Annotated in this window: 25 protein-coding genes; 12 read left to right on the top strand and 13 right to left on the bottom strand. The window is 73.4% G+C overall.

Annotated features, from left to right (window positions below; translation table 11 throughout):
- Positions 1-281 precede the first annotated feature (281 nt).
- Positions 282-1307: a right-handed parallel beta-helix repeat-containing protein gene (locus ACSYGO_RS16470; RefSeq protein WP_460386950.1), complete on the top strand. Its 1026-nt coding sequence runs from the start codon at positions 282-284 to the stop codon at positions 1305-1307.
- 258 nt (positions 1308-1565) lie between these two features.
- Here ACSYGO_RS16470 and ACSYGO_RS16465 read toward each other — a convergent pair whose 3' ends face one another.
- Complete coding sequence (locus ACSYGO_RS16465) at positions 1566-1910, bottom strand: hypothetical protein (protein WP_095934020.1); 345 nt, start codon at positions 1908-1910, stop codon at positions 1566-1568.
- Between the two features lie 203 nt (positions 1911-2113).
- Here ACSYGO_RS16465 and ACSYGO_RS16460 point away from each other — a divergent pair, with 203 nt between their 5' ends.
- The 4 genes from ACSYGO_RS16460 (at position 2114) to ACSYGO_RS16445 (ending at position 5574) form a co-directional block, all read left to right on the top strand.
- Positions 2114-2584 (top strand): MarR family winged helix-turn-helix transcriptional regulator, encoded by a 471-nt coding sequence (locus ACSYGO_RS16460; RefSeq protein WP_460386948.1) that lies wholly within the window; start codon positions 2114-2116, stop codon positions 2582-2584.
- Positions 2584-3999, top strand: a complete 1416-nt coding sequence (locus ACSYGO_RS16455; protein WP_460386947.1) for an MFS transporter — start codon at positions 2584-2586, stop codon at positions 3997-3999. Before ACSYGO_RS16460 ends, ACSYGO_RS16455 begins: the two co-directional genes overlap by 1 nt.
- 2 nt (positions 4000-4001) lie before the next feature.
- Positions 4002-4589: a hydrolase gene (locus ACSYGO_RS16450; RefSeq protein WP_426675634.1), complete on the top strand. Its 588-nt coding sequence runs from the start codon at positions 4002-4004 to the stop codon at positions 4587-4589.
- A gap of 88 nt (positions 4590-4677) precedes the next feature.
- Entirely contained in the window at positions 4678-5574 is an 897-nt protein-coding gene (locus ACSYGO_RS16445; RefSeq protein WP_426675635.1) for a LysR family transcriptional regulator, read from the top strand.
- Between the two features lie 161 nt (positions 5575-5735).
- Here ACSYGO_RS16445 and ACSYGO_RS16440 read toward each other — a convergent pair whose 3' ends face one another.
- Both ACSYGO_RS16440 and ACSYGO_RS16435 read right to left on the bottom strand, forming a co-directional pair.
- The gene (locus ACSYGO_RS16440) at positions 5736-6644 is read right to left on the bottom strand and encodes a ketopantoate reductase family protein (protein WP_460386945.1); all 909 of its coding nucleotides are present in this window, start codon (positions 6642-6644) and stop codon (positions 5736-5738) included.
- 130 nt (positions 6645-6774) lie between these two features.
- On the bottom strand, positions 6775-7548 hold the full coding sequence (locus ACSYGO_RS16435) for an MBL fold metallo-hydrolase (protein ID WP_460386944.1): 774 nt from the start codon (positions 7546-7548) through the stop codon (positions 6775-6777).
- Between the two features lie 229 nt (positions 7549-7777).
- On the opposite strand from ACSYGO_RS16435, the gene ACSYGO_RS16430 reads away from it, so the two are divergent.
- On the top strand, positions 7778-8005 hold the full coding sequence (locus ACSYGO_RS16430; protein ID WP_345642838.1) for a DUF2277 domain-containing protein: 228 nt from the start codon (positions 7778-7780) through the stop codon (positions 8003-8005).
- Between the two features lie 123 nt (positions 8006-8128).
- Here the strand turns inward: ACSYGO_RS16430 and ACSYGO_RS16425 are convergent, their stop codons facing one another.
- From ACSYGO_RS16425 to ACSYGO_RS16405, 5 genes are all read right to left on the bottom strand, one after another.
- Positions 8129-8752, bottom strand: coding sequence for a DedA family protein (locus ACSYGO_RS16425; RefSeq protein ID WP_426675638.1), 624 nt, complete (start codon positions 8750-8752; stop codon positions 8129-8131).
- A gap of 237 nt (positions 8753-8989) precedes the next feature.
- Positions 8990-9442: a DoxX family protein gene (locus ACSYGO_RS16420; RefSeq protein ID WP_432175349.1), complete on the bottom strand. Its 453-nt coding sequence runs from the start codon at positions 9440-9442 to the stop codon at positions 8990-8992.
- A gap of 86 nt (positions 9443-9528) precedes the next feature.
- Positions 9529-11628 carry an FAD/NAD(P)-binding protein gene (locus ACSYGO_RS16415; protein WP_460386943.1) on the bottom strand — a complete coding sequence of 700 codons (2100 nt, stop codon included), beginning with the start codon at positions 11626-11628 and terminating at the stop codon, positions 9529-9531.
- A gap of 181 nt (positions 11629-11809) precedes the next feature.
- The gene (locus tag ACSYGO_RS16410) at positions 11810-13813 is read right to left on the bottom strand and encodes an alkaline phosphatase D family protein (protein ID WP_460386942.1); all 2004 of its coding nucleotides are present in this window, start codon (positions 13811-13813) and stop codon (positions 11810-11812) included.
- A 112-nt stretch (positions 13814-13925) separates the two neighbouring features.
- Positions 13926-14570, bottom strand: coding sequence for an HNH endonuclease family protein (locus ACSYGO_RS16405; protein ID WP_028800892.1), 645 nt, complete (start codon positions 14568-14570; stop codon positions 13926-13928).
- A gap of 491 nt (positions 14571-15061) precedes the next feature.
- Between ACSYGO_RS16405 and ACSYGO_RS16400 the strand changes: the two genes are divergently transcribed.
- Positions 15062-15643, top strand: coding sequence for a TMEM165/GDT1 family protein (locus tag ACSYGO_RS16400; RefSeq protein WP_095934010.1), 582 nt, complete (start codon positions 15062-15064; stop codon positions 15641-15643).
- Between the two features lie 269 nt (positions 15644-15912).
- Positions 15913-16575, top strand: a complete 663-nt coding sequence (locus ACSYGO_RS16395; RefSeq protein ID WP_095934009.1) for an HAD family hydrolase — start codon at positions 15913-15915, stop codon at positions 16573-16575.
- Positions 16576-16877: 302 nt separating this feature from the next.
- Here the strand turns inward: ACSYGO_RS16395 and ACSYGO_RS16390 are convergent, their stop codons facing one another.
- Positions 16878-17981, bottom strand: a complete 1104-nt coding sequence (locus tag ACSYGO_RS16390) for a peptidoglycan-binding domain-containing protein (protein WP_460386941.1) — start codon at positions 17979-17981, stop codon at positions 16878-16880.
- A 165-nt stretch (positions 17982-18146) separates the two neighbouring features.
- Here ACSYGO_RS16390 and ACSYGO_RS16385 point away from each other — a divergent pair, with 165 nt between their 5' ends.
- On the top strand, positions 18147-20315 hold the full coding sequence (locus tag ACSYGO_RS16385) for an MDR family MFS transporter (protein WP_460386940.1): 2169 nt from the start codon (positions 18147-18149) through the stop codon (positions 20313-20315).
- A 13-nt stretch (positions 20316-20328) separates the two neighbouring features.
- Here the strand turns inward: ACSYGO_RS16385 and ACSYGO_RS16380 are convergent, their stop codons facing one another.
- The gene (locus ACSYGO_RS16380) at positions 20329-20874 is read right to left on the bottom strand and encodes a GNAT family N-acetyltransferase (protein WP_426675644.1); all 546 of its coding nucleotides are present in this window, start codon (positions 20872-20874) and stop codon (positions 20329-20331) included.
- A gap of 180 nt (positions 20875-21054) precedes the next feature.
- Between ACSYGO_RS16380 and ACSYGO_RS16375 the strand changes: the two genes are divergently transcribed.
- Complete coding sequence (locus ACSYGO_RS16375; RefSeq protein WP_460386939.1) at positions 21055-21732, top strand: hypothetical protein; 678 nt, start codon at positions 21055-21057, stop codon at positions 21730-21732.
- 5 nt (positions 21733-21737) lie between these two features.
- The gene (locus ACSYGO_RS16370; RefSeq protein ID WP_460386938.1) at positions 21738-22607 is read left to right on the top strand and encodes a hypothetical protein; all 870 of its coding nucleotides are present in this window, start codon (positions 21738-21740) and stop codon (positions 22605-22607) included.
- Between the two features lie 177 nt (positions 22608-22784).
- Here ACSYGO_RS16370 and ACSYGO_RS16365 read toward each other — a convergent pair whose 3' ends face one another.
- The gene (locus ACSYGO_RS16365) at positions 22785-23189 is read right to left on the bottom strand and encodes a DnaJ family domain-containing protein (RefSeq protein WP_432175145.1); all 405 of its coding nucleotides are present in this window, start codon (positions 23187-23189) and stop codon (positions 22785-22787) included.
- A gap of 119 nt (positions 23190-23308) precedes the next feature.
- Here ACSYGO_RS16365 and ACSYGO_RS16360 point away from each other — a divergent pair, with 119 nt between their 5' ends.
- Complete coding sequence (locus ACSYGO_RS16360) at positions 23309-23704, top strand: hypothetical protein (protein WP_426675648.1); 396 nt, start codon at positions 23309-23311, stop codon at positions 23702-23704.
- 43 nt (positions 23705-23747) lie between these two features.
- Here the strand turns inward: ACSYGO_RS16360 and ACSYGO_RS16355 are convergent, their stop codons facing one another.
- Together ACSYGO_RS16355 and ACSYGO_RS16350 are read right to left on the bottom strand one after the other, a co-directional pair.
- The gene (locus ACSYGO_RS16355; protein ID WP_426675649.1) at positions 23748-24419 is read right to left on the bottom strand and encodes an O-methyltransferase; all 672 of its coding nucleotides are present in this window, start codon (positions 24417-24419) and stop codon (positions 23748-23750) included.
- 109 nt (positions 24420-24528) lie between these two features.
- Positions 24529-25662 (bottom strand): DUF2330 domain-containing protein, encoded by a 1134-nt coding sequence (locus ACSYGO_RS16350; RefSeq protein ID WP_426675650.1) that lies wholly within the window; start codon positions 25660-25662, stop codon positions 24529-24531.
- Positions 25663-25769 lie beyond the last annotated feature (107 nt).

Genomic DNA, 25769 nt, shown 5'->3' with positions numbered 1-25769 from the left:
CCGTTGCCGGTGCCGGTTCCCGTGTCAGCGGTGGTCCGGCCGCGGGAGGGCGAGGCCGCCGACCTCCGCGGTGCCGCCCACGTGGTCCGCCGGTCGCCGTCCGCGGGCCACACCGGTCATTTCCCGCGCCGTTCGGATGACGCGCACGCGCCGCCCCGCGGCCCTGCCGCCCGGCCGGGCATCCCTCTCTTCCGAGCGTGGGTGCCCAGGCCGCCCCCGCTTGAGGATCACACCGGGGCAGGGCCGTCGGGCACGCCCCCACCCGAGGCGGGAGACGATGGATGCTTGAGCGAGCAGCCCGAGCGGTGGTGCGGCGGTGGGTGCCGACGGCCACGGCGGCGGTGACGGCCGGCGCGGTCGGTCTGGCCGGGGCGGCCACGGCCGCGGCGACCGACCGACCCGTGGTGAACTGCAAGGACGATCCGCGAGCTCTGCGGTCCGCGATCGACAGCGCTGCCCCAGGGGCGACGTTGTCGGTGAAGGGGACCTGCGTCGGCCCCCTCACCATCGGCGAGGACCTGACCCTGATCGGCCTGGAGGGCGCGGTCCTCGACGGCGACGGCGCGGGCTCGGCCGTGACGGTCGGCCCAGGCGTCCGGGTACGGCTGGCCGACCTGACCATCACCAACGGGACCGGCACCGGCGGCGGCATCCACAACAACGGTGGCACGGTGAGGCTCACCGGTTCCACGGTGGAGCGCAACAGGGCAGGCGACGGCGGTGGCATCTACAACAACGTCAACGGCACCGTGACGCTGGTCGGTTCGACGGTGCGCGACAACATCGCCCACTCCGGCGGCGCCCTCATCAACTTCGGCACGGTGACGCTGTCCGGCTCCAGGGTGGAGCGCAACACGTCGACGATCGACGGCGGCGGCATCTACAACAACTTCAACAGCACGGTGAAGCTGGTCAGTTCCACGGTGGAACACAACACGGCGGCAAGATCCGGCGGCGGCATCTACAACATCTTCAGCAGTACGGTGACGCTCACCGGTTCCACGGTGGAACACAACACGGCCGACGGCGCTGACGGCGGCGGCATCTGGAACGACATCAAGAGCACGGTGAGGCTGTCCGGCTCCACGGTGAAGAACAACACGGCGGCGATCAAGGGTGGTGGCATCTACAACTCGACCGGCACGGTGTCGCTGACCGGCTCCCCGGTGGAGGACAACACCGCGGGACTCGACGGCGGCGGCGTCCACAACTCCGCCGGCACCGTGCCGCTGACGGGCTCCCCGGTGCGCGACAACCGCCCGGACAACTGCGGCGGACCCGATCCCGTCCCCGGCTGCACCGGCTGACCCGGTCCCGTCCCCGGCTGTACCGGCTGACCTCCCCATCCCGCCGACCGCGTGATCACGCACGGGCTCCGGATCGCCGTCTGCCGTCTGCCGTCTGCCGTCCGCCGAGCGGCCTGTGGCGTCTGCCCGTACGGCGGCTTCCCCTGTCGTACGTGAGAGACACGGGACCAGGCGCCGACGGGCGCTCGCTCAAGGCGGAGGCGAGGGGGAGGCAGGCAGGAGGACTCCGGCGTCGGCGCCCGCTTCACGTCCCGGCGGTCACGCCGGGTCCGGCCCCGGCGCCTCGTGGGCGTGCTTGAGCCTCATGCGGGCGTCGACCGTCTCCGGAGGGGCGACCTCCGACCAGAACCGGTGGCCGGACACGAACACGGCGAGCTCGCGCTCCCGTTGCCGGAGCTTTTCCACCTCGGCCTGCTCGTCGGAGGTCCAGCCGGGGGAGGCGGGGCGTTCCACCTTGCGCCAGCCGCCCGTGTCGCTGAAGCCGTCCAGCGGTTCCACGGACCAGGGGAGTCGTTTCAGCAGGGCCAGCAGTTCGGCCCGGACCTGATGCAGCTCCTCCTGACCGGCGAGGAGGTCACTCGGAAAGTCATAGGTCGCAGCCACGCCGCAATGCTACGCCTGTTCGATTTTGGGATGCGAGTTCATTGGGGGACTTCACGCGAACGGGTGTCCGGACGGCTTTCCGTTGCCGTCAAGGAGGCTGTTTGTGCAGGTCGGCGCCTTGACGGGGATCGGTGGGGCGTTGGTCAGGCAAGACTGTCCAGGCTGAACTGGACAGTTTGAACTGAAGAAATTATCGTGACGGCATGGACCAGAACCCCGACGCCCGGAGCGGGAGTGCCGACGGAATCTCCGAGTCGGCCACCCGCGCCGCCGGTGATCTGCGCGTGGCGTTCAGCCGGCTGCGGCGACGGATACGTGAGGTCGCCGAGACGTACGACCTCACGCCCTCCCAGTTCTCCGCGCTCACCCTGCTCAGCAAGAGCGGGGCCGCGACGGCCAGCGGGCTCGCGGCCGCCGAGGGCGTCCGGCCGCAGTCCATCGCCGCCACGCTCGCCGTGCTCGACGAGCGCGGGCTGATCGCGCGGAACCCGGACCCCGGGGACGGCAGACGGCAGGTGATCACCCTCACCGACACCGGACGCGACCGCGTCGAGGGCACCCGGCAGGCGCGCGAGGAATGGCTGGCCCGGGCCTTCCAGGACCACTGCACCGAGGCCGAGCGGCAGACCGTCATCGAGGCGATGGCCCTGCTGGACCGGCTCACCCGGCCGTGATGGCCACGCTCCGCAAAGAGCAGCGCTTCCCCGCGACCCGGCGCCGGCCGCCCGCCGACGGCTTCGACCGGCGCCTGATCGCCCCCATGGTCCTGGGTTCGGTGCTGAACCCGGTCAACTCCTCGATGATCGCGGTGGCGCTGGTGCCGATCGGCGCCGCGCTCGGCGCACCTCCCGCGCAGACCGCCTGGCTCGTGTCGGGCCTCTACCTCGCGACCGCCGTGGGCCAGCCCGTGATCGGCCGGCTCGTCGACATGTACGGACCCCGCCGCCTCTACCTCATCGGTACGGCACTCGTGGGGGCCGCGGGTCTCCTCGGCGCCCTCGCCCCGAACCTCGGCTCGCTGGTCGCCGCCCGTGTGCTGCTCGGCTTCGGCACCTCGGCCGCGTACCCGGCCGCCATGCACCTGACCCGCAGCGAGGCGGAACGCACCGGACACGACAGCCCGGCCGGCGTACTGACCGCGCTCGCGATCGGGAGCCAGACCGTCGCCGTCGTCGGACCCACCCTCGGCGGAGTGCTCATCGGCCTGGGCGGCTGGCGCACCGTCTTCCTCGTCAACGTGCCGCTGTCGCTGGCCTGCCTCGTCCTCGGCGCCCGGCGCCTGCCGTCCGGCCCCGCCGCGCGGCGCACCGGGAAGAGCGTCGACCTGCCCGGGATGGCACTCTTCGCCGCCCTGCTCGTCGCGATGATGCTGTTCCTGATGGAGCCCGGGGCCGGCCTCTGGTACCTGCCCGTACTCGCCGCCTTCGCGGGAGCCGCCTTCGCCCTGCGGGAGCTGCGCGTCCCGGACCCCTTCATCGACCTGCGCGTGCTCGGCGGCAACATCCCCCTCCTCGCCACCTTCGTGCGCCAACTCCTCGCCTACACCACGGCGTACGGGGTCCTGTACGGATACACGCAGTGGCTGGAGGAGGGCCGCGGACTGCATGCCGCCACCGCGGGCCTCGTCCTGCTGCCGCTGTCGCTGAGCGCGCTCGTCGTCTCCGGCGTGACCGGGCGGCGCGAGGCGGTCCGCGGCAAGCTCGTCGTCGGCGCCCTCGTCCAGGCCGCCGGCTGTACCGGCCTGCTGCTGGCGGACAGCGGCAGCGCGGTCTGGCTGCTCGTCGCGCTCGGCGTCGTCATGGGCGTACCGCAGGGCCTCAACGGCCTCGCCAACCAGACCGCGCTCTACCGCCAGGCCGACCCCGCCCGCATGGGTTCCGCGGCCGGACTGCTGCGGACGTTCATGTACCTCGGCGCGATGGCCGCCTCGGCCGCCGACGCCGCCTTCTTCCCGCACGGCGCCCACACCGGCGGCCTGCACCACCTGGCCCTCTTCATGCTCGCCTGCAGCGCGCTGCTGCTGGTGACGACCCTCCTCGACCGATCCCTCCGCACCACCACCCCCACCCCCGTTCCAGGAAAGGCCTGACCATGGCTGTCACCACGCTCGACCCCCGTACCGCGCTCGTCGTCATCGACCTCCAGCGCGGCATCGTCGGCGCCCCGAACCTCACCCCCAACAGCCCCGACGTCGTCGTGGCCCGCTCCGTCGAACTCGCCGACGCCTTCCGCGAGCAGGGCCTGCCCGTCGTCCTCGTACGCGTGACGGCCGCCGCCGACGGTTCGGACGCCGCGCCCGGCCGTATCGACGGCGGCAGCACCTCCCGCAGCTGGCCGGAGGGCTGGGACGTCGTCGTCGACGAACTCTCCGGCCACCCCGGGGACATCGTCGTGACCAAGCGGAACTGGGGCGCCTTCTACGGCACCGACCTCGACCTCCAGCTCCGCCGCCGCGGCGTCACCCAGATCGTGCTGACCGGCATCGCCACCAGCATCGGTGTGGAGTCCACCGCCCGCGCCGCCCACGAGCACGGTTACCACGTCACCCTGGCCACCGACGCGATGGCCGACATGAACGCCGACAGCCACCGCAACAGCGTCGAGCGCATCTTCCCCCGGCTCGGCGAGACGGGCACCACTGCCGAGATCGTCGAGCTGCTGGCCAAGACCCGGGTGTGACCCGGGGCCAGGCGCTCCTGCCGGGGGCTCCGTGCCCGGCGGGACGCGCCGGCGGCGACCCGGCGCGGCACCGCTAACTTGGTGCCTCGTGACCCTGGATGATCTGCGTGTCTTCGTCGCCGTCTGCCGGGCCGGGAGCCTCAGCGCCGTGGCCCGCGAGCTGGGCTGCACCCAGTCGGCGGTGAGTCAGCACGTACGGCGTCTGGAGCGCGAGGTCGGTGTCGGGCTCGTGGAGCGGCAGGCGCGGGGCGTCGTCCCGACGCGGGCCGGGCGGCTGCTGGAACGGGCCGCCGCCGAGGGGATATCCGGGCTCGACCTCGCGCTGCGACGGCTGGACGAGATGGTGCGCGGGGGCGGCGGAGCGGTGCGGATCGCCACCGGCGGCGCGACCGTGCGGCACTTCATGGCCGACGCCGTGGTCGAGTTCCGGCAGCGCTATCCGCGGGTGAGTCTGGAGTTCCAGACCGAGAACTCCAGCCGGAGCTGCTTCGAGGCGCTCGGCGACCACGGACTCGACCTCGCCTGGGTCACCCTCGGGCCGCCCGAGCGCGGGGTGGAGCAGCGGACCGTCGTGTCACTGCCCTGGGTGCTCGCCGTGCGCGCCGACGACGAACTCGCCGAGCGGGAACGCATCGAGGGGGAGGAACTGGCCGGGATGCGGCTGATCGGACTGCCCGAGAACTCCACCTCGCGAGCCCATCTCGACGCCTCCTACCGGGAGTTGGGGGTACCGTCGGGCGCCTCGGACACCAGTGTCGCCGACTGGGACACCGCCGTCCTGCTCGCCGGACTCGGCCTCGGCCATGCCGTCGTGCCCGCGCTGCCCGGATGGGGAACCGGCCGCGACGGCCTCCGCTTCGTCCCGGTCCCGGCGCTCCCGCCGCTGCCCGTCGGCTGGGCCGTCCGTCAGTGGGACGCCCTGTCACCGGCGGCCCGCGCCTTCGCGGACACGGTGACGCGCCACTGCCGTCCGTCGGAATCGTGACGCGCCACCGCCGTCGCTGGGGACCGTGGCGCGCCACCGCCGTCGCTGGAGACCAATGTGGCGCGCCACCGCCGACCCTGGAGACCGTGACGCGTCACCGCCGAACGCGGTCTGCCCCGGCACGGTGACGCGCCGCGGCCGGTCCCGTGCCGGGGCGTGGATCAGGAGCCGTCCGGGCCCGCCAACTCCCTTACCAGGCCGCTCGCCACCGGCACCGGTACCCCGAACCGGTCGGCGGCGCGCAGCAACGCCCCGCCGATCGCGTCCAGTTCCAGCGTGCGGCCCGCCTCCGCGTCGCGCTGCATGGAGGACTTGGTGCCGGGCGGGAAGGCGTCGTAGCGGTCGAGGGCGGCGAAGGCGTCGACGGGCGCCCCGCTCGCGCGGCTCACCGCCGCGACCTCCTCGGTCAGGGCCACCAACTCCGCGCGGTGCCGGGTGCGTACGTCACCGAGCGGCACTCCGTACCGGGTGGTCAGCAGGGCGAAGGGGGCGAGGAACGACATCTTCGCCCACAGCACCGCCGCCTCGTCCTCCTGGACCCGGACACGCACACCGGCCCGCTCCAGCGCTCCGGCGAGCACGTCGACCCGCTCGCGGGGTGCCGTGTCGCCGGTGAGGTCGACCTCGGCGAACGGGCTGCCGTGCTCGATCACCCCCGGTGAGACACGGGTCGACTCGACGCGGATCACCGCGGGCGCCACCTGCTCGGAGCGGTAGAGCTTGCGCAGGGCCGCCGGGTGCTCGACACCGTTCAGGAACGGCACGACGAGGTCGGCGTCCCCGAGGGCCTTCGCCGGGACGCGTTCGAGGGCGGTGTCGAGTGCCGTGGCCTTGACGGCGACGAAGCACGCGTCGACGGGCTCGCGCAGTACCGTGTCCGCCTCCACGCGCGCCGTGAAGTCGCCGAAGTGGCCGCTGTGGACCTCGATGCCGTCCGTGCCCAGCACCCGCGCGGTCTCCTCGCCGGCCAGGCAGATCACCCGGTGGCCGGTGCGGGAGAGGAGCGCGGCGAGCAGACCGCCGACCCCGCCCGGGCCCAGTACCGCCACCGTCAGCCGGTCATTCGCCATGGTTCCTCGATCCTTTGGCCGCGGCCCCCGGACGAGAGCCCCGGCGATGATCACAAGCCCCGGACATCCGAGTCAATCCTCCAAGAGGCTTGCCCAAGTCCAAGGTTTTGCTTGGGTGTTGCGCCGGTGTCTAGGGCAGGCGTACGGAGGCGCCCGGCGCCAGGAGGTGCAGCCGGTCCGTGAGACCGGTCTCCGCGAAGGCCTTGGTGAGCGTGGCGCCGTCCTGCGTGAAGTGGCCCCAGTGCTCGAAGTGCAGCGGTACGACATGGCGGGCGCCCAGGATGCCGGCGGCCCTTGCCGCGTCCTCGCTCGTCAGGGTCAGCGGGGCGTCGGGCACCAGCGGAGTACGGGCGGCGCCCGCGAACAGCACGGCCACGTCGAAGGGGCCCTCGCGTCCGGCGATCGAGCGGACGACGTCCAGGGACGCGTTGTCGCCGCTGATGTACACCTTGGGCAGACCGTCCCCGGACAGCACGAAGCCGGTCACCTCGCCCACGACGGGCTCCGAGCCGTCGGGGCCGTGCTGCGCGGGCACGGCGGTCACCCGCAGGGTGCCGCCGCCGGGGCGCGGCAGTTCGACGTGTTCCCAGGAGGGCAGGGCCCGCACGGGGGCGCCGATGCGGTCGTACGCCGATGCCGTGGACAGGGTCACGGGGGCGCTTCGGAGGTAGGCGCGCCCGGACGTGTCGAGGTTGTCGGGGTGCTGGTCGTGCGAGAGCAGGACGGCGTCGACCGGGCCGATCCCGGCGGCCGGGAGCGCGGGCCCCGCCGTCTTCACCAGCTTCCGCGAACCGATGGGGTACTCGCCGGGGGCGTCGAACGTCGGGTCGGTCAGCAGCCGCACGCCGCCGATCTCGACGACCGAGGTCGGGCCGCCGACGTACAGGATCTCCACTGTGGTCATGCCCAGCACAAGGGGGTGTGGAGCGGCGCTATTCCCGGACCCCGCCGTACGCCATTCCCGGACCCCGCGGTTCGCGCGCGGCGGTCCGTGCGCGGGGCGGCACGGCCTTCCGTACGCGGTTCGCGCGCGACGTGCCGTACGTGGTGCCGCGCGGCGTTCCGCGCACCGTGCCGTACGGCGTTCCGTGCCCGGGTTCCCGGGACGGGGGCGTACGCGCCAGACTGGACGCATGTGCCGCAGCATCAAGACGCTCCGTCCGCCCGTGCTCCCCGAAGAGGCGACCGAGGAGGAGATCCGCGCCGCCGCCCTGCAGTACGTCCGCAAGGTGTCCGGCTTCCGCGCCCCCGCCGCCCACAACCGTGAGGTCTTCGACCGGGCGGTCGAGGCCGTCGCGGCGGCCACCGCCGAACTGCTCGGTTCACTGGAGGTGCGCGGGGCGGCGCAGCGCGCCGGATAGCCCCCGGCCCGCCCGCACCGCGGCCGCGGGCCTCCGCGAGAACACGGCGGCTCGCGTGCGCCGTGGCCGGGGTGCCGGCCCGGTGTCAGGCGCGCGGCCCGGTGTCAGGCGCGCGGCCCGGTGTCAGGCGCGGGTGCCGGTCCCCTCGACCACCGGACGCCGCATGAGGTACGCGGCGCCCGCGCCCGCGACGAGCAGCGCCGCGAAGGAGACTCCGGTGGCCAGCCAGGTCGCGCCCAGCCACTGGCCGCCGAAATAGCCGAGGGCCACGCTGTATCCGGCCCAGCTCAGGCCCGCGAGGATGGACCAGGGCAGGAACTCGCGCACCCTGCGGTGGGCCGCGCCCGCGCCGAGCGAGACGACCGAGCGGCCGGCCGGGGCGAAGCGGGCGATGACGACCAGAACTCCGCCGCCGCGCGAGAGGGCCACGCCGAGACGTTCCTGCGCCCTGGTCAGGCGGCGGGACCGGGCGATGGCCCGGTCCAGGCGCTCGCCGCCGCGCCAGGCCAGCCGGTACGCGACCAGATCACCCAGCACGGACGCGGTGGCCGCGCACAGGGTGAGCACCAGCATGTCGGGCACGGCGTGCGGGACGGCGCCGGTGGCGGAGCCCGCCGCGGCCGTGGCGGCCGTGATGACGAGGACGCCGCTCGGCAGTATCGGCAGGAACACGTCGAGCAGGACGGACACGGCGACGGCCGCGTAGATCCATGGGCTGCCGGTCAGCGGCCCCATACTTTCCAGCACTGCAACACTCCCCTGAAATCCCCCGTAGGCACGACCACGCCGCGACGTCGCGGGGAGCGGCAGGGCGGCCTGTGACAGCCATACAGCGTACGCCGCGGGTGTGACAGGAGATCCACGGGGGGCTCATGTGTCAGTCACATCACGTTCACGCGGCGTCACCCGAGTCGGGTACGACGGCGCCCGGTCCCCGTACCGCGCGTACGGGGACCGGGCGCCGTCGTGCGCGCGGTGCGGAGGTCAGGCCGCGACGGGCTCCGAGGCCCGCTTCTCCTCGGCGGCGGGTGAGCTGCGGCCGGTGAACAGGCGGTCGAGGCCGAGTGCGCCGGACCCGGTGAAGACGAGCAGGAGCATCGCCCAGCAGAACAGCGCGGAGAGCTCGCCGCCGTTCTGGATCGGCCACAGCGCGGCCGACTGGTGCACGTCGAAGTAGGCGTACGCCATCGAGCCGGACGAGAGGAACGCGGCGGCGCGGGTGCCGAGGCCGAGCAGTACGAGGACGCCACCGACGAGCTGGATCACGGCCGCGTACCAGCCGGGCCAGGTGCCCGCGTCGAGGGTGCCGCCGGTGCCGGAGGCGCCGCCGAGCACACCGAAGAGCGAGGCGGCGCCGTGCGCGGCGAAGAGCAGGCCGACGACCATGCGGAACAGGCCGACGGCGTAGGGCTGGGCGCTGTCGAGGCGTCCGGTCATGTGGGGGACTCCTTCGGTCTGGTCCGGCCCGTGGGGGACCGGATCGTGGGGGACGGAACCGAGTGAGCCACCGAGATTAGGCTACCCTAATCAATGCTTGCAAGTTCAACATTCGGCCATGTGTGGGCTTCCGCTTCCGGTTCCGTTTCCCGTTCCGTCCCGGCCGACGCCGCCCGCAGCACGGCCCGCGCCACCGCGTCGGCGTCCGACAGCGTGACCGAGTCCACGCCGGGCCGGGCCCCGGCCGCGGTCACCCAGTGCACGCCCTCCGTAGGCACCCCGAACGCGAACCTCCGCGGGTGCGACCGCCCGTGACGGTCGATCAGGAAATAGGGGCGCGGTGTGACGTCCAGTCCGCCGGTCTCGTAGCCGTCGACGGTGTGCGGGCGGCACTGCCCCGTCCTCAGCAGCCGGCCGAGGAGCTCGTCGGCCGTCCTGCGCACATCCGGTTCCGGCAGCCGCGCCTCCACGAGCGTCGTGGCGCGTACGGCGGACCCCGGGACGTCGGGGGAGTGCGCGACCCACGCACCGTCCTCGGCCCGCACCTCCAGCCGGGGGCCCAGGACGCTCAGCACGCCCGCCTCGATCAGCGCGGACATCTCCTCGATGCGCCGCCGGGGCGGGCCGATGGAGAGGAAGGCGTTGAGCGGTGTGTACCAGCGGTCCAGGTGAGCCCGTCGCGAGTCGCCGGACAGGCCGCGGTGGTCCACGATCTGCCGGAGTTCGTTGCGCAGGTCGCGCAATACGTCGAGGGCGGCCTTCAGGGGCCCTTCCACATTGCCGAGCGCGGCCTGCTCGGCGTCCCGGCCCAGATGGCCGAGCAGCCAGTCGCGCCAGGCGCCGGGGCCGGCGAAGGCCCGTCCGGCGTACGGGCGCGAGAGCCGTTCCCAGGACCAGCGTTCGGCGGGCGCGATGCCGAACTCGTCGAGCAGACGCGCCTCCTGCGGGTCGCGGTGCGGTACGCCGAGGAAGCGGTCCCTGAAGTCGCCGGGAAGGCGGCCGGCGGACACGGGTCCACCGGGCCTGCCCAACAGCCCCTCGTAGTAGACCGTTTCCACCTCCTTGGCGACCAACGGCCATATCTCGCCCAGGAAGTCGGGCGCGTCACCTGAGTCGGCGCGCTTGCGGAAGCCCGATATCACCTCGTCGCTGAGGACGAGCGGCGTGTGACGGCCGTACGGACCCTTGGCGTTGTCGCCGCGCGCCTGGTACGGGACACCGCGCCGGGAGCCGGCGTACAGCCGCGGCTCCTTCCCCGAGGGCCGGTAGCGCAGGCCCGTGTCCGTACGCGTGAAACGGCCGCCGCGGCCCGCGGTCAGCAGCGCCATGTGGTCGAAGAAGTTGAGGCCGAGCCCGCGCAGCAGGACCGGTTCGCCGGGGGCGAGGCAGGAGAGGTCGACGTCGGCCGGGTTGGCGGGCGGGACGTGGCGCAGCCCGTGCCGTCCTGCGTACGCGGACAGGCGCCGCTCCGCGGGATCCGCGAGCGCCGGGAGATGGCCCTGGGCGAGGACGACGGCGGTCAGGCCGGACAGGGTGCGGCCGGTGGACAGGACGAGGTCCTGCCGGCCGTCGGGAGCGTCGTCGAGCCGGGTCGCCCGCGCCGCGTGCACCTCCACCCGTACCGCGGGCGGTGCGCCGCGCACCACCTCGCCGAAGACCCATTCCAGGTAGCGGCCGTAGCGGGCGCGGGTCGGATAGTCGTCGGGCCCCAGTTCGCCGCGCGCCCACGCGTGCAGGCTGGGTCCCGGGCGGATCGGTCCCGAGCAGTCCACGCTCTCGTCGGTGAACAGGGTCACCTGTGAGGCCACGGTGTTCATCAGGAGGTGCGGCGACTGCGCGGTGCGCCAGACGCGGCCGGGTCCCGGCGGGTCCGGGTCGACGACGTGGACGGTCAGCGGGGTGCCGGGCGGGAGGAGTTCCGGCGCGGACGCGCACAGCCGTTCCAGGACGCTCGTGCCGCGCGGGCCGGCTCCGACGAGGGCGACGGAGACGCCGGCGGTCCCGGCCGGTGGTGGGGGGTCTCCCTGTTCGGGCGCGGCCGGGAGCTCGGGTGGGGGGTCTCCTTGTTCGGGCGCGGCCGGGAGCTCGGGTGGGGGGTCTCCTTGTTCGGGCGCGGCCGGGAACTCGGGTGGGGGGTCTCCCTGTTCGAGCGCAGCCGAGAACTCGGGGGAGGGTGCTGCAGACAAAGGTGTGACTCCCGGGCGTGTGGGGCGCATGGCAGCAGACCGCCCGCTGGAAGCGGACGGTCCGCCTCATCATGCCGCCGTACGGTACGGGAACCGAGCCCTGGTGCGGATGATCCGCGCCGGGTGTGGGACGGGTCACGGGCATCACGGACAACGTGCCCAACAACCGGGTGCAAGGGGCCTATTGCGGGGTGAGTGGGGTGAGGACGGACTCCGTCACGGTCGTCAGGCGGACCCGGCCGGCGGTCGCGTCGCCGCTCCGGCCGCTGCCGCCGCGCACCTCCAGCGCCTGTTCGAGCCGCAGCGTCGCCGAACGCCCGTGCAGGGTCAGCGTCATCAGCTGATTGCCGAACCACGGGCCGCCGGTCTTCCGCCAGTCCACGGGTGGCCGGGCGCAGCGGCCGTGCCGGGCGAGCCGGTGCCCGAGCGTGCGGGCGAGCCGGCTCCAGCCGAAACGGAATCCGAGCCGTATGGAGAGCGGGATCTGGTTGTGGACGGGGGAGCAGGTCAGCTGGAGGACCGTGGCATCGGGCCGGCGGCCCGGCCAGGAAGGCTCGGCGACATAGGCGTGATGGACGTCCCCGGAGAGGACGAGCACGGTCGCGGGAGCTTCTGCCCCGGCCCCGGCCGCGGGCCCGCCCTCGACCCCAGCTGTGCCCTCGACGTCAGCCCTGGCCCCGGCTCCGGACCCGCCCCCGACCCCAGCTGCGCCCTCGACTTCAGCCCTGGCCCCGGCTCCGGACCCGCCCCCGACCTCAGCTGCGCCCTCGACTCCAGCCCCGCCTCCAGTGACCGCCCCGGTCCCGCCTCCGGCCCCTGCAGCGGCTCCCGCCCCGGCCGCAGCCCCGACCCCGGCTCCCGCTCCGGCCACCTCGGTTCCGGCCGCCTCGGCCCCGACTCCCGCCGAAGTCCCCGTCGTCGCTTCCTCCAGGGCCCGCGTCCCCGACCCCGCCTCCGCGATCAGAGCGGTCAGGGCCTCGAAGGACGACGGGAACGCGGCCCAGTGCTCCAGATCCGCCCGCCTGCGCAGCCCCTCGCCGAACCGCGCCCACCGAGCGCCCCGTTCGCCCCGGCACAGCGCGGCGTTCCACGTCTCGGCGTCGTGCACCAGCGGTGGCAGCAACCAGGGGAGCGAGGTGCCGATGAGGAGGTGGTCGTACGAGCCGGGCGCGTCCAGCGCCTGTTCCCGCAGCCACCGTTCCTCGCCCGGGTCCAGCATCGACCGGTTCGGCTCCTCCAGGACGCGGGCCGCCCGGGTGTCGAGCATCAGGACCCGGGTGCGGCCGAAGTCGCGGCGGTAGCTCCAGCGCACGGAGGCCGGGTCGGTGTCGGCCTGGGCGGCGAAGGCGCGCAGCACATCGGTGCCGTCGGGCGTCTCGCGCACCGCGGCGTACAGCAGGTCCTCGGACAGTTCGCGCGGGGAGAGGTTGCCCAGGTGCTGGTGGACCCAGTACGACATCAGGCCGCTCAGCACCCGCTCGCGCCACCACGGGGTGGCCCGCATGTCGGCGACCCAGGCGGCGCTGGTGTTCCAGTCGTCTATGACGTCGTGGTCGTCGAAGATCATGCAGCTCGGCACGGTGGACAGCAGCCAGCGGATCTCGGGGTCGAGCCAGGACTCGTAGTAGAGGCGGGTGTATTCCTCGTAGTCCGCGACCTGGTTGCCCGGGGGGTCGGCGAGCCCCCGGCGCGCCGCGATCCACTCCCTGGTGGCCCTGGAGACCTCGTCCGCGTACACCTGGTCGCCCAACAGCAGCAGTACGTCCGGGCGTTCACCGTCGGGGTCGGCGGCGATGCGGGCCGCGAGGGTGTCGAGGGCGTCGGGCCCGACCGGGTCCTTCTCGTCCGCGGGCGGCGCGGCCCAGCGGCAGGAGCCGAAGGTGACGCGGACCGGGGCGTCCGCCTCGGGGGTGCGGACCACCGAGGGCGGGAAGGGGGAGTCGGGCAGCGGCCACACGGTGGTGCCGTCCAGCACGACCTCGTACGTGCGGACGGTGCCCGGTGTCAGTCCGTCGACCGGCACCAACGCGTAGTGGTGGCCGTCGACTTGGAAGGTCTCGGCGCTGCCGTGGGCGCCGTCGGCGCACCGCACCTCGGCGGTGCACGGACGGCTCGTCTCGACCCAGAAGGTCGCCGACGAGCCGTCGACATACCTCAGCAGCGGTCCCAGGCGCAGCTCCGCCATGTGATCACCCCTCCTCCGTCGCCCCGTACGGTACGGAACGACGGAGGCCGGTGGGGAGGTTCCGGAAACAGCGCGCTGCGGCGGAGCGGCGCGCGGGACGGGACCGGCCGGGTCAGCAGCCGCTGAGCACCGAGCTGAGCTTGGACTTCTCGGCGGAGTCGACCGAGAGGTTGTAGTAGTACTTCACCTGCACCCAGGCGCGGACGTAGGTGCAGGCGTACGAGCTGAGCGGGGGCATCCACTCGGCGGGGTCCTGGTCGCTCTTCTGCTGGTTCACGTTGTCGGTGACCGCGATGAGCTGGGGGCGGGTCACGTCGTTGGCGAACGCCTGGCGCTGCGCCGTGGTCCATGCGCCGGCGCCGGAGTCCCAGGCCTCGGCCAGCGGCACGAGGTGGTCGATGTCCAGGTCGGAGGCGGCGGTCCAGGTGGCGCCGTCGTAGGCCGAGCGCCAGGTGCCGCTGGTGGCCGCGCACGCGGAGTCGGTGACGACGTTCGTGCCGTCGCGCTTGAGGATGTACTCACGGGTGTTGCAGGTGCCGCTGATGGTGATCCACGTGGGGAACAGATCACGGTTGTAGCCCGTGCGGTTCTCCGTCGCCACCTTCAGCGAGGCGAGATAGGTGCGGGCGGTGGCGGCGCTGACCGGGGTCGGCAGCGCGGCGGAGGCGGTCGGGCCGTTGAAAATCCCGGCCATGGCTATCAGGCCCGTGACGGCTGCGAGTATGCTCAGTCGTCGACGCGCGTAGACCTTTGGCATGCGAACTCCCTTGGAGTGGGGGGCCGTTGGGGGTGAGCGAGCACATGCTTGCGGTGGCGCATTTCCGGAGGGTGTGGCTCGGGTTAGAAGCTAGTGACGTGCACATGACACGACAAGGTCTGTGGCGGGATCTCCGCGAGGTCCCCACGTCGCCGCCGATCCCTTTTGCCGCTTTGCGCCCGATGTGACCAAAGTCCCTGTCGGGGCCGGGCCGGCGTCGCGTAGCATGGACGGCGCAGAAGGGGAGTAGCTCTTCGCCGGACCGTCGACATACTGCTCAGCTCGTCTGAGCCGGCGCCCGGAGGCAGGCCTCGTCCACGAGGCCGGCCAGCGAGACCTTCGGCAAGCAGTGCACCGCCCGTGCCGTGTCCTTCGGCGTGGGTGCTCCTGTCCGCGCCTCCCGGCGTGGGCGCCGCCGTGCGCTGCCGTGCCGAGGTGTCGCAGCGCAGCAACAGCACTCTCGGTGGGGCAGCCCGACCGATTGAGGAATTTTGATCAGCATCAGCGTGATGGCGCTCGTCTTCGGTGTCGTCTTCCTTGCCGAGCTGCCGGACAAGACCGCGCTCGCCGGGCTCGTCCTCGGCACCCGCTACCGCGCCTCGTACGTCTTCGCCGGTGTCGCCGCGGCGTTCGCCCTGCACGTCGCGCTCGCCGTAGCGGCGGGCAGCGTCCTGACCCTGTTGCCGCAGCAGATCGTGCACGCGCTCACCGGCGTGCTCTTCCTCGGTGGCGCCGCGGTCCTGCTCATGAAGAAGGACGAGGACGAGGAGGAGATCCGCAAGCCCGAGAACCAGAGCTTCTGGAAGGTCTCCGGCGCGGGTTTCATGCTCATCCTCGTCGCCGAGTTCGGTGACCTGACCCAGATCATGACGGCGAACCTCGCCGCCCGCTACGACGACCCGCTCTCCGTCGGCCTCGGTGCCGTCCTCGCCCTGTGGGCGGTCGCGGGCCTCGGCATCGTCGGCGGCAAGGCCCTGATGAAGCGGGTGCCGCTGGAGCTGATCACCAAGGTGGCGGCCGTGCTGATGCTCGGACTGGGTGTCTGGAGCCTGTACGAGGCGGTCACGGGCTGATGTCCCGCCGCGCCGCCGGGCCGCGCGGCGGTGTCGCCGGGCCCGGTGGCCGGAGGGTGGCGCACCGGTGTCCCGGCGGTGCCGTTCGGGTGACCGCTCGTCGCGGCGGTGCCGGGCCGCAGGTCAGGCCCGGTGGCGCGGCACCCCTCTTGTTTTGTATCGTAAAAGAACAAAGTGGCTCCCGTCCGCACCTCCCTGACCGGCGGACGGGGCCGCCTTGTTCCCAGGGGCACCCCCGTGCCCCTTTCTCGCGCCTTGGAGCATTGCCGATGACGACGGCCCCCACCGTTCTGACCGCCCGCGCCCTCCTCCTCGACATGGACGGCACCCTCGTCAACTCCGACGCCGTCGTCGAACGCTGCTGGCGCCGCTGGGCCGACCGGCACGGCCTGGACGGCGACGAGGTCATGAAGGTCGTCCACGGCAGGCAGGGCTACGCCTCGATGGCGATGCTGCTGCCCGACCGGCCCATGGAGCAGAACCACACGGACAACGCGCGCATGCTCGCCGAGGAGACCGCCGACATGGACGGCGTCGTCGCGATCGCGGGCGCCCATGACTTCCTGGCCTCCCTCGCGGGGCTGCCGCACGCGCTCGTCACCTCGGCGGACGTGGCGCTGTCCACCGCACGGATGGCCGCCGCCGGGCTGGAACTGCCCGACGTGCGGGTCACCGCCGAGTCCGTCGGGGCGAGCAAGCCCGATCCCGAGGGGTTCCTCAAGGGGGCGGCGGAGCTGGGTGTCGCGCCCGAGGACTGTGTCGTCTTCGAGGACTCGGGGGCGGGGATCGAGGCAGGCAAGGCCGCCGGCATGACGGTGGTGGGGATCGGCCCTCGGGCCGGGCTCCACGGCCCGGACGTCCTCGTCGCCGACCTGACGCAGGTCCGCGTCGTCCCCGCGGAGGGCGGCACCCTCCGCCTCCACTTCGGCTGAGCCCCGCTCGCGCCCGCCACTGCGCGAACCCCGACCCCATCCCGGCCCGATGGCCGACCGTGCCCCGCGCCCGCCTCGGCCGAGGGCCGACCGTGCCCCGCGCCCGCCTCGCGTCTGCCTCGGGCGCGGCCCGGCCGGTCCACTTCAGGTCGCGGTGGCCCGTTCCCGCTTCGGCCGAAGCCCGACCGGTTCAGTGACCGGTTCAGTGATCGATTCGTTTCGGTCGAGGACCCGCCTGGAGGGCCGTCCCGGAGGCGGGACGCGCCCGGGGGTCCAGGCGCCGCGCCGGCCTCGGCGGGCGCTCACGGTTCCGTCGTCTCCGACTCCAGGCTCGCCCGGGTGAACCGCCCGTAGACGCCCATCTCGTCGCCGGAGATGCCCCGCGCCCACTGATAGCGGCGCACGGCGTCCTCGACGTGCCTGCCGAACCTGCCGTCCGGGCCGCCCTGGTAGAGCCCGAGCTGGCGCAGGCGCAGCTGGAGCTCGGTGACCTCGGGGCCCCGGTCGCCGCGCCGCAGGGTCGTGGCGCCGATTCCCTCGGACGTGTCGCCCGGCGGCTGCGCCGACGCGGTGGTGCCCGCCGTGCCCGACGACTGCGTGGGGCCGGCCGTCGACCGGGACGGGCTCGGCGACGCGCTCGACTCCGGAGCGGACTGCGAGGCCGACGGCGACGGGCTCGTGCTCGGCGACGCGGAGACCGACGCGCTCGGTGCCCGTGTCGCGGCCGAAGCGCTCGCCGAGGGAGACACCGAGGCCGGCTCGGAGGACGAGTCCGGCGCGCTCGCCCGTACGTCCTCCGGCAGCGCCGCGTCCCGCGCGGGGGTGTCGTACGAGAACAGCCCGCTCGCGAACCCGGCCGCTGCCGCCACGGTCACGGTGGCCGCGGCGGCGACCAGGACCGCGGTACGGCGACGACGTCGGGGCCGCCCGTCCGGGGTGGTCGGCCGGCCGGCCTCCCGGTGCCGTCCCCGGCCGTGCCCGGGTCCCCGCTCCTGGTCCTGGAAGAGGCGTACGTCGGCGGCGCGCGGCTCGGACGGCAGCGCCGCGAGCCGCATGGTCGCGTCCGGCGGCACCGCCTTCAGCCGCACGGTGGCCGACGGGTCCCCGCCGGTGCCCGCCGCTGCGGCCGTCACGGCAGGGCCGGCGCCACCGGAGGGCGTGCCCTCGCCGGAAGACGCCTCCGCCGTGGGCCCCGAAGTGCCCGCAGTCTCCGCAGCGCCCCCGCCGCCCAGTTCCACGTACGGACGTATGCGCAGGGGGTCGAAGTCCCCCGCCGCGGCGGCTTCGGCCGTGCGGGCGTCGCGGAGCGCGTCGGACGCCCGTCGCGCGCAGGCGCACGACGGGGTGCCGTCCGGCGCCCTGGGCGTCTCGCACTCGGGGCAGACATGCCCGTTCGGATCAGTCACGCGTGGGTCCCTCCCCCTGAAGCTCCAGAGATTATCCGGATGTCCCTCACGGAATCTCCAAGGAGCCCCCCGGAATGTCTGCTTCCGGATGACTCGACAGGCCATAACGGGTCACACCGACCAGGATGGGGGTTGACCGGGACCCTCGGGGCTCAGGGAGGTCGAATGACCGGGGATGCGCACGGCGCGGACATACCGGGCGGGCCGGACGCGCCGGGCGGCGCGGACACGCCCGCCGGGCCGGACGCGGCGACAGGACCGGGCGGGGTGACGGCCGTCAACGAATCGGCCGTGCGGCGCCGCAGCGCCGCCGCGCTCGACGCACGCGACCACGTGCACGGCAGCGTCTTCGTCTCGATCGGCGCGCTGCTGCTCGGCATGCTGCTCGCCGCGCTGGACCAGACGATCGTGTCGACGGCGCTGCCCACCATCGTCAGCGACCTCGGCGGCCTGGAGCACCTGTCCTGGGTGGTGACCGCGTATCTGCTCGCGTCGACCGCGGCGACCCCGCTGTGGGGCAAGCTCGGCGACCAGTACGGCCGCAAGAAGCTGTTCCAGACGGCGATCGTGATCTTCCTGATCGGCTCCGCGCTGTGCGGGATGGCGCAGAACATGGGCGAGCTGATCGGCTTCCGGGCCCTCCAGGGACTCGGCGGCGGCGGCCTCATGGTGCTGTCGATGGCGATCGTCGGCGACATCGTCTCGCCGCGTGAACGGGGCAAGTACCAGGGGCTGTTCGGCGCGGTCTTCGGCGCGACCAGCGTCCTCGGACCGCTGCTCGGCGGGCTGTTCACCGAACACCTCAGCTGGCGCTGGGTCTTCTACGTCAACCTGCCCGTCGGCGTCGTCGCCCTCGTCGTGATCGCGGTCGTCCTGCACATCCCGGCGAAGGCGGCCCGGCACGTCATCGACTACCTCGGCACGTTCCTGATCGCCGCGGTCGCCACCTGCCTGGTGCTGGTGGCCTCCCTCGGCGGCACCACCTGGAGCTGGAGCTCGCCGCAGATCGTCGGGCTCGCGGTGCTGGGGGTGGCACTGGCCTTCGTGTTCGTCGCCGTGGAGCGGCGGGCGGCCGAACCCGTCCTCCCCCTGAAGCTGTTCGGCATCCGCACCTTCACGCTGTCCGCCGTGATCAGCTTCATCGTCGGCTTCGCGATGTTCGGCGCGATGACCTATCTGCCTACCTTCCTCCAGGTCGTTCAGGGCGTCTCACCGACCTGGTCCGGTGTGCACATGCTGCCGATGGTGTTCGGGCTGCTGCTCTCCTCGACCTTCTCCGGGCAGGTGGTCAGCCGCACCGGCCGCTGGAAGGTGTTCCCGGTGGTGGGCACGGGGGTGACCACCATCGGCCTGCTGCTGCTCCACCAGATGGACGAGAGCAGCGGCACCGGCGAGATGAGCGCGTACTTCTTCGTCTTCGGCCTGGGGCTCGGCCTGGTCATGCAGGTCCTGGTGCTGATCGTGCAGAACGCGGTGTCGTACGAGGACCTCGGCGTCGCCACGTCCGGCGCGACGTTCTTCCGGTCCATCGGAGCCTCGTTCGGCGTCGCGATCTTCGGCACGGTCTTCGCGAACCGTCTCGGCGACAACCTCGTCGTCGCGCTCTCCGGGCAGGAGCTCCCCCCGGGCATCACGCCCGACGCGCTCAAGGCCGACCCGAAGGGCATCGCCCAGCTGCCGTCCGCACTGCGCCAGCCCGTCCTGCACGCGTTCGCGTCGTCCATCACGGACGTGTTCCTCTACGCCGCCCCGGTGGCCCTTCTCGGGTTCGTGCTGGCCTGGTTCCTGCGCGAGGACCGGCTGCGGGGCTCGGTGACGGCGCCGGACGTCACGGAGACGCTCGCCAGCAACCCGGTGGAGCGGTCGTCGTACGACGAGGTGTGCCGGGCGCTGTCGGTGCTCGGGACCCGCGAGGGGCGGCGGGAGATCTACGAGAAGATCACCGTGCGGGCGGGCTACGACCTGCTGCCCGCGGCGAGCTGGCTGCTGCTGCGGATCAAGAAGTACGGGTGGGCGGAGCCGGCGGAGCTCGCCGAGCGCAGTGCCGTGCCGCTGCACGTCGTGCTGGCCGCGGCCCGGCAGCTGGAGGAGCGCCGGCTCGCCCTGCGCGAGGGACTCGACCTGGTGCTGACCGAGGAGGGCCGGGAGGCCGCCGAGAGGCTGGCCAAGGCCCGTGAGGAGTCGCTCGCCGAGCTGCTCGGCGACTGGTGGGGGCCGGACCGGCCGACCGATCTGGCCCGGCTGGTCGAGGAGCTGAACGCGGAGATGTGCGGCTCGGACGCGGAACGGCCGCACGACGGCTCGGTGCCCGGCCCGCAGACCAGGCAGGCCTGAGAGCGGCCCCGGCCTACTCCGCCGGCCGGCCCGTCAGTTCCTTGCTGAACCAGTGCTCGGCGTACACGTCGTCGTTGTGCGCCGCGGTCTCCCGGTAGCCGTGCCGGGCGTACAGCGCACGGGCCTCCACGAGGTCGCTGCGGGTGTCGAGGACGAGCCGCCCGGCTCCGAGGCCGCGGGCCGCCTCCTCGACGGCCGCGAGCAGGACGGGAGCACCGCCCCTGCCGCGCAGTTCCGGGCGGACGAAGACGCGGCTCAGTTCGCCCGTGGTGGCGTCGAGCATCCGTACGCCGGCCGTGCCCGCGGGCTCGCCGTCGTACCGCGCGACGAGCAACACCCCGGTGGGCGGGACGAATTCGCCGCCGGTGCGTGCAGCGATCTCCCGCTCCAGCTCACCGGGGTCCGTCGTGCGTCCCTCGTGCAGCAGGTACCAGCGGTCGCTGACCTCCGTGTAGTACGCCCGCCACAGCGCCGCCGCCGCGGGGGAGTCGAAGGGCTCGGGAGCGACGGTCCATGAGGCCGTCGTACGGGAGGCGTTGTCGGCGGGTGCGTCGGTCATGCCGGTCATTGTGGTGAGGTGGGGCACCCCGCCCGCAAGCGGATTACGGCGGACCCCGCGGCGCGGTCGGCGGACGGCGGGCCGGCGGGCGTGCGCGGTGCGGGGACCGTTTGGGGAGCGCTTTCCGGGCAACCCGGTTTCCGAACCGGCCCGTTGGGTCGAGAACCCGGGAAGGCATCCATGTCCACAGGCGTGATCATCGCTCTGATCGTGATCGTGGTGGCCGTTGTCGTCGTTGCGGCCACCCTGACCCTTCTTGCTCAAAGGCCGCAGGGCGGGCGCAGTCTGCGGCGGCGCTTCGGACCCGAGTACGAAAGGACCGTCGCCCGGCACGACGGCGACACCCGGGCCGCCGAACGTGACCTGGCCGAGCGGGTGAAGCGGCACGGGGCCCTGCGCAGGCAGCCGTTGGAGGCCGCGGCCCGCGAGGAGTACGCGAACCGCTGGACGGCCGCCCAGGAACGCTTCGTCGACTCCCCGCAGGAGGCGGTGGCCGAGGCCGACCGGCTGCTGGGCGAGGTGGCGGGCCGGCGCGGCTTCCCCGACGGCGGCCGGTACGAGGAGCAGGTCGACGCCCTCTCCGTGCACCACGGGCACCACGTCCACGGCTACCGGCGCGTGCACCGCGTCGCGCAGGCCGGGGCGGCGGAGAACGGCGCCGGCACGGAGGACATGCGCAAGGCCATGATCGAGGCCCGCGCCCTGTTCGAGGAGCTGGTGGCCCCGGCGCGGCAGGACGATCCGCGGCATCGCACGGAGGAGGCGCAGACCCCGGAGACCGACTCCGGGAAGCCGGTCTCCGGCAGCCGTTCCCCGCTGCCCTGGGCGTTCACCCGCCGTCAGGTGAAGGGGAGTTGACGAAGATGAACGACAGGACACCGGACCAGGGTCCGGAGCGGACACCGTCGCGTGCGACCGGGAAGGGCCCGGTGGACCCGGCGTTCCGGGCGGCGGCGGAGGAGGCCGCGGCGGCACGCGCCGGGGAGCCCGAAGGTTCCGTCACCGCGCCCAGGGAGGGCGTGCGCGCCGCCGGCGGCGCGGTGCGCGAGGAGCGGCCGGGCCGGACCGGCGCGGCCGGGACACCCCGCGCGGGCGACGGACCGGCGGTCGCGGGCCGCACGGGCGCGGACGGACGCGGCCGGGGCGACGACGTCCGTACCCGCGCCGACGAGGACCGTGCCGGCGGGCGTGCCGACGTCCCGGCCCGCGGTGGCGACGGCCTCGGCCGCGACGGCACCGGGAAGTCCGCCGACGGCACCGAGAAGTCCGCCGACCGCACCGGGACGTCCGGTGACCGCACCGCGGGAGCCGAACGCGTCGGCCGCGGCGAGGGTCTCGGCGACCGTGGCCGGACCGCCACCGGTGCCACGGGCGTCACGGGTGGTGCCGCCGAGGGCGGCACGGGGCGCGAGCACGGCGCCGGCCGGCCCGCGCGGGACGCCGGACGGCCGGACACCCCGCTGCTGGCGAAGGGCGAGAGCGACACGTTCGCGCTGCGTCTGCGGCACGCGCTCGGCGGGTTCGTCGACGGGCCGAGGGACTCCGTGGAGGAGGCCGACCACGTGCTGGAGGAGCTGGCCGGGACGTTCACGGAGGCCGTGAACCGGCGTCGGCACACCCTGCGCACCGTCCTCCAGCAGGGCGAGGGCAAGGAGGCGGGCGCGGACACCGAACAGCTGCGTCTGGCGCTGCGGGACTACCGCGAGATCACCGAGCGGCTCCTGCACCTGTGAGCCGTGTCCCGCACCGTCGTCGGCAACGGTGCGGGGCACGTTCCGCACGGTCGGCCACGGCCGGCCGTGCCACGGGGCCGTGTCCCGGACGATCGTCCGGGACACGGCCCCGTTCGGACTCCCGCAGCCCAGCGGCCCGATTGCCCCTGCCGGCCCGCGTTACACCCGGGCGGCCGGTCATTCCCCCCGGGCTTCGCGCCACTCGCGCACGACCGCTTCCACGTCGTACGGCTTGAGGCCGAGGGGCGGTCCCGGCGGGGGCTTGAACATGACGTCGCGGATCTTGACGTTGATGTCCTCGACGATGCGGCGCACGACGCGTTCCGAGGGTGCCGCGGCGGCCGCGGCGAGCGCGTCCTCCGCCTCCTTGCGCAGGGCGAGGGTGGGCGGCAGCACGGACAGCCCCTCGCGGGCCATCTTCTGCTTGATCCACCACAGTTCGTCGTACGACGTGTCGTTTCCGTGCGGCAGCGGCTTGCCCGCGCCCGGGAGTTCCGCGAACTCGCCGCGCGCCTGTGCCTCGCGGATCTGTTTGTCTATCCAGGACTCGAAGCTGACACCGGGTGGCTTTCGCTCGGTCATGAATCCATTGTGCCGGAGGCCGCACCGCGGGGCGATCGGTCGAATTATCATGCGGCGGCGGCGCGCCGACGGCGCTCCGTGCCCGAACGACGGGACCGGCACAACACGAAGGAGCGCGCGTGCTCGAACTCACCATGGCCTCGGTGTCCGGGGCGGACGCGGGTGCGACGGCCGGGATGCTGATGGCCGACGCGCCGAGCGACCCCGGAGCCGTGTTGCGGGTGGGCCGGGACCGGGCCGTGTGCCGTCTCGCGACCCCCGACGACTGGCTGTTCGTCTCCCGGGTCCATCTGGAGTTCCTGTGCGGCCCGGAGGGCACCTGGCAGGTGACCTGGCTGCGCGGCTCGCACTCCGAGCCGTCCTCCGAGGTGCGGCTGACGCTGGCCGGGCAGCAGGCGCAGCCCCTCCCGTACGGGGGGACGGCGAAGCTGCCGGCGGGCGGTTCCGGGGAACTCGTCATCCAGGACCGCAGCGGCCCGCGCACGGTGAACGTGGGCTTCTACCACGAACCGTAGGGTGCGTCCCGGTCCCGGGTGGCGGCCCCGCCGTCCGGGACCGTCAGGCCACCACGCGGGCCAGTGCGAACCCGTCGTACCCCTTGCTGCCCACCGTCTGGATCGCCGTGCCGCTCAACTTCGGGTGCTTGGCGAACAGTTCGAGTGCGGCACGGGTGCCGCGGACGCTCGGGTCGGTGCTGTCCGCGTCCGTGACGGCGCCGCCGCGCACGACGTTGTCGAGGACGATCAGGCTGCCGGGCCGGGTGAGCATGACGGCCCACTCGACGTAGTGCGGGTTGTTCACCTTGTCGGCGTCGATGAAGACGAGGTCGAACGGCTCCGGATGCTCGTCGGCCAGTTTCGGCAGGGACTCCAGGGCGGGGCCCACCCGCACCTCGACGATCTCGTCGAGGCCGGCGCGGGCGAGGTTGCGGCGGGCGACCTCGGCGTGCGCGGGGTCGTACTCCAGGGTGATCAGCCGGCCGTCGGCGGGCAGGGCGCGGCCCAGCCAGATGGTGCTGTAGCCGCCGAGGGTGCCGATCTCCAGGACGCGGCGCGCGCCCTGGAGCTGGGCGAGGAGGTGGAGCAGCTTGCCCTGGTTCGGCGCGACGTTGATACGGGGCAGGCCGGCCGCGTCGCTCTCGCGCAGGGCTGCGGCGAGGGCGTCGTCGTGGGGGGCGAGGAGGGTGGCGAAGTAGTCGTCGACGTCATTCCAGAGCTGCGACTCGCTCATGCACCATGCCTTTCGTATGTCTAGTTAGACGGCCTAACTAGTTATGGTGCTGAATCTAGTCGCGGCCCCGGGCACTCGCCAGCCGGTTTTCCGCGGGGCGCGTCGGACGTCAGCCGATCGGCGGCGGTGCCTGCACCGGGGGCGGCGGCAGCACCGGGCGGCGCCGGTGGGCCCGTACGCGCAGCGCGAGGACCGTCAGGGCGGCGGCGAGCACCGCGAGGACCGTCAGCAGCCAGGCCGGGACCGGTCCCGCCATCAACAGCCGGTCGCTGTAGATCACCTGACGGTACGTCGCGTCGGTGGCCGTGCGCCGCAGCCGGTGGTCGCCGGAGATGAGGGAGGGCTGCGGGAACTCCTGGTCGAGGGCGGTGAGGAAGTCCGTGCCGTCGGCCGTGAGCCCGGCCAGCGGGCCCGGAAGGGCGGAGATCCGGCCCGCGTACGTGATCCGGGGCGCGTCGCCGCCGATCGACGAGCCCGGCTCCATGCGGTGCGCGGCGAGGACGTACAGGCCCAGGGACTGCGGTGTCCGGGCGAGCCGGGACAGCCGCATCGGGTACACCAGTTCGTCGCTGGCGAAGGTGAGGTGGAGCGGGTCCAGGGTGCCGCCGAGCGGGGCGTCGTCCTGCTCGGGGGCGAGCCGGATCGCCACGTACTCCCAGCCCTGGTCGACGTAGGGCTGAAGCGCCTTGTCGAGTCGTGCGGGGAGCGAGAAGCCGTTCTCGGAGAGCCAGTCGCCGAGGGCGCCGGAGTCGGTGGCGGTCAGGCGGGCCACGTCGAAGGGGCCCAGGCGTTCGCGGCCGACGACGTCCACGGAGGGTGCCGTCGCGCCGGCCCGCGGCGCGTCGGCGGCGGTGTCCCCGCCACCGGCGAAGGGCCAGTCACCGGAGTCCGGCCAGAAGTGGTGCCGTGTGCGGTGCTCGGGCGCGACGGCGTCGTCGAGCAGGCCGAACAGTTCGTCGTCGCCCAGCTTCACGGTGGCCCGGTGCGGGACCGGCATGATCCACGCGGCCTTGCGGGAGTCACCGGTGACCGTCAGGCGCATCACGATCTGCTCCTGGCGGCCGTCGAAGCGGACCACGGACGTCTCGCGGTTCACCGTGACGTGCCGCTGCGCGTCCGGCACCATGGCGCCGCATCCGCAGGCGTACGCCGGTGCCACCAGCGATCCCAGCTGGAGCCCCAGCAGGGCCAGGACGACGACCAGCAGCCGTCCCCGTACGAAACTCGACCGACCCGCGCGCATGTCCCCCGTAGTCCTTCCGTCGTGCCGTCGGAACAGGGACTCAGACGGCGTCGCGGAGGCCGCGGTTCCACGGCGACGGGCGCCGGTGCCGGGCTGTGACCCGGCGC

This window comes from Streptomyces krungchingensis (genome assembly GCF_054729265.1).
This window is presented reverse-complemented; position numbering and strand designations above follow the sequence as displayed.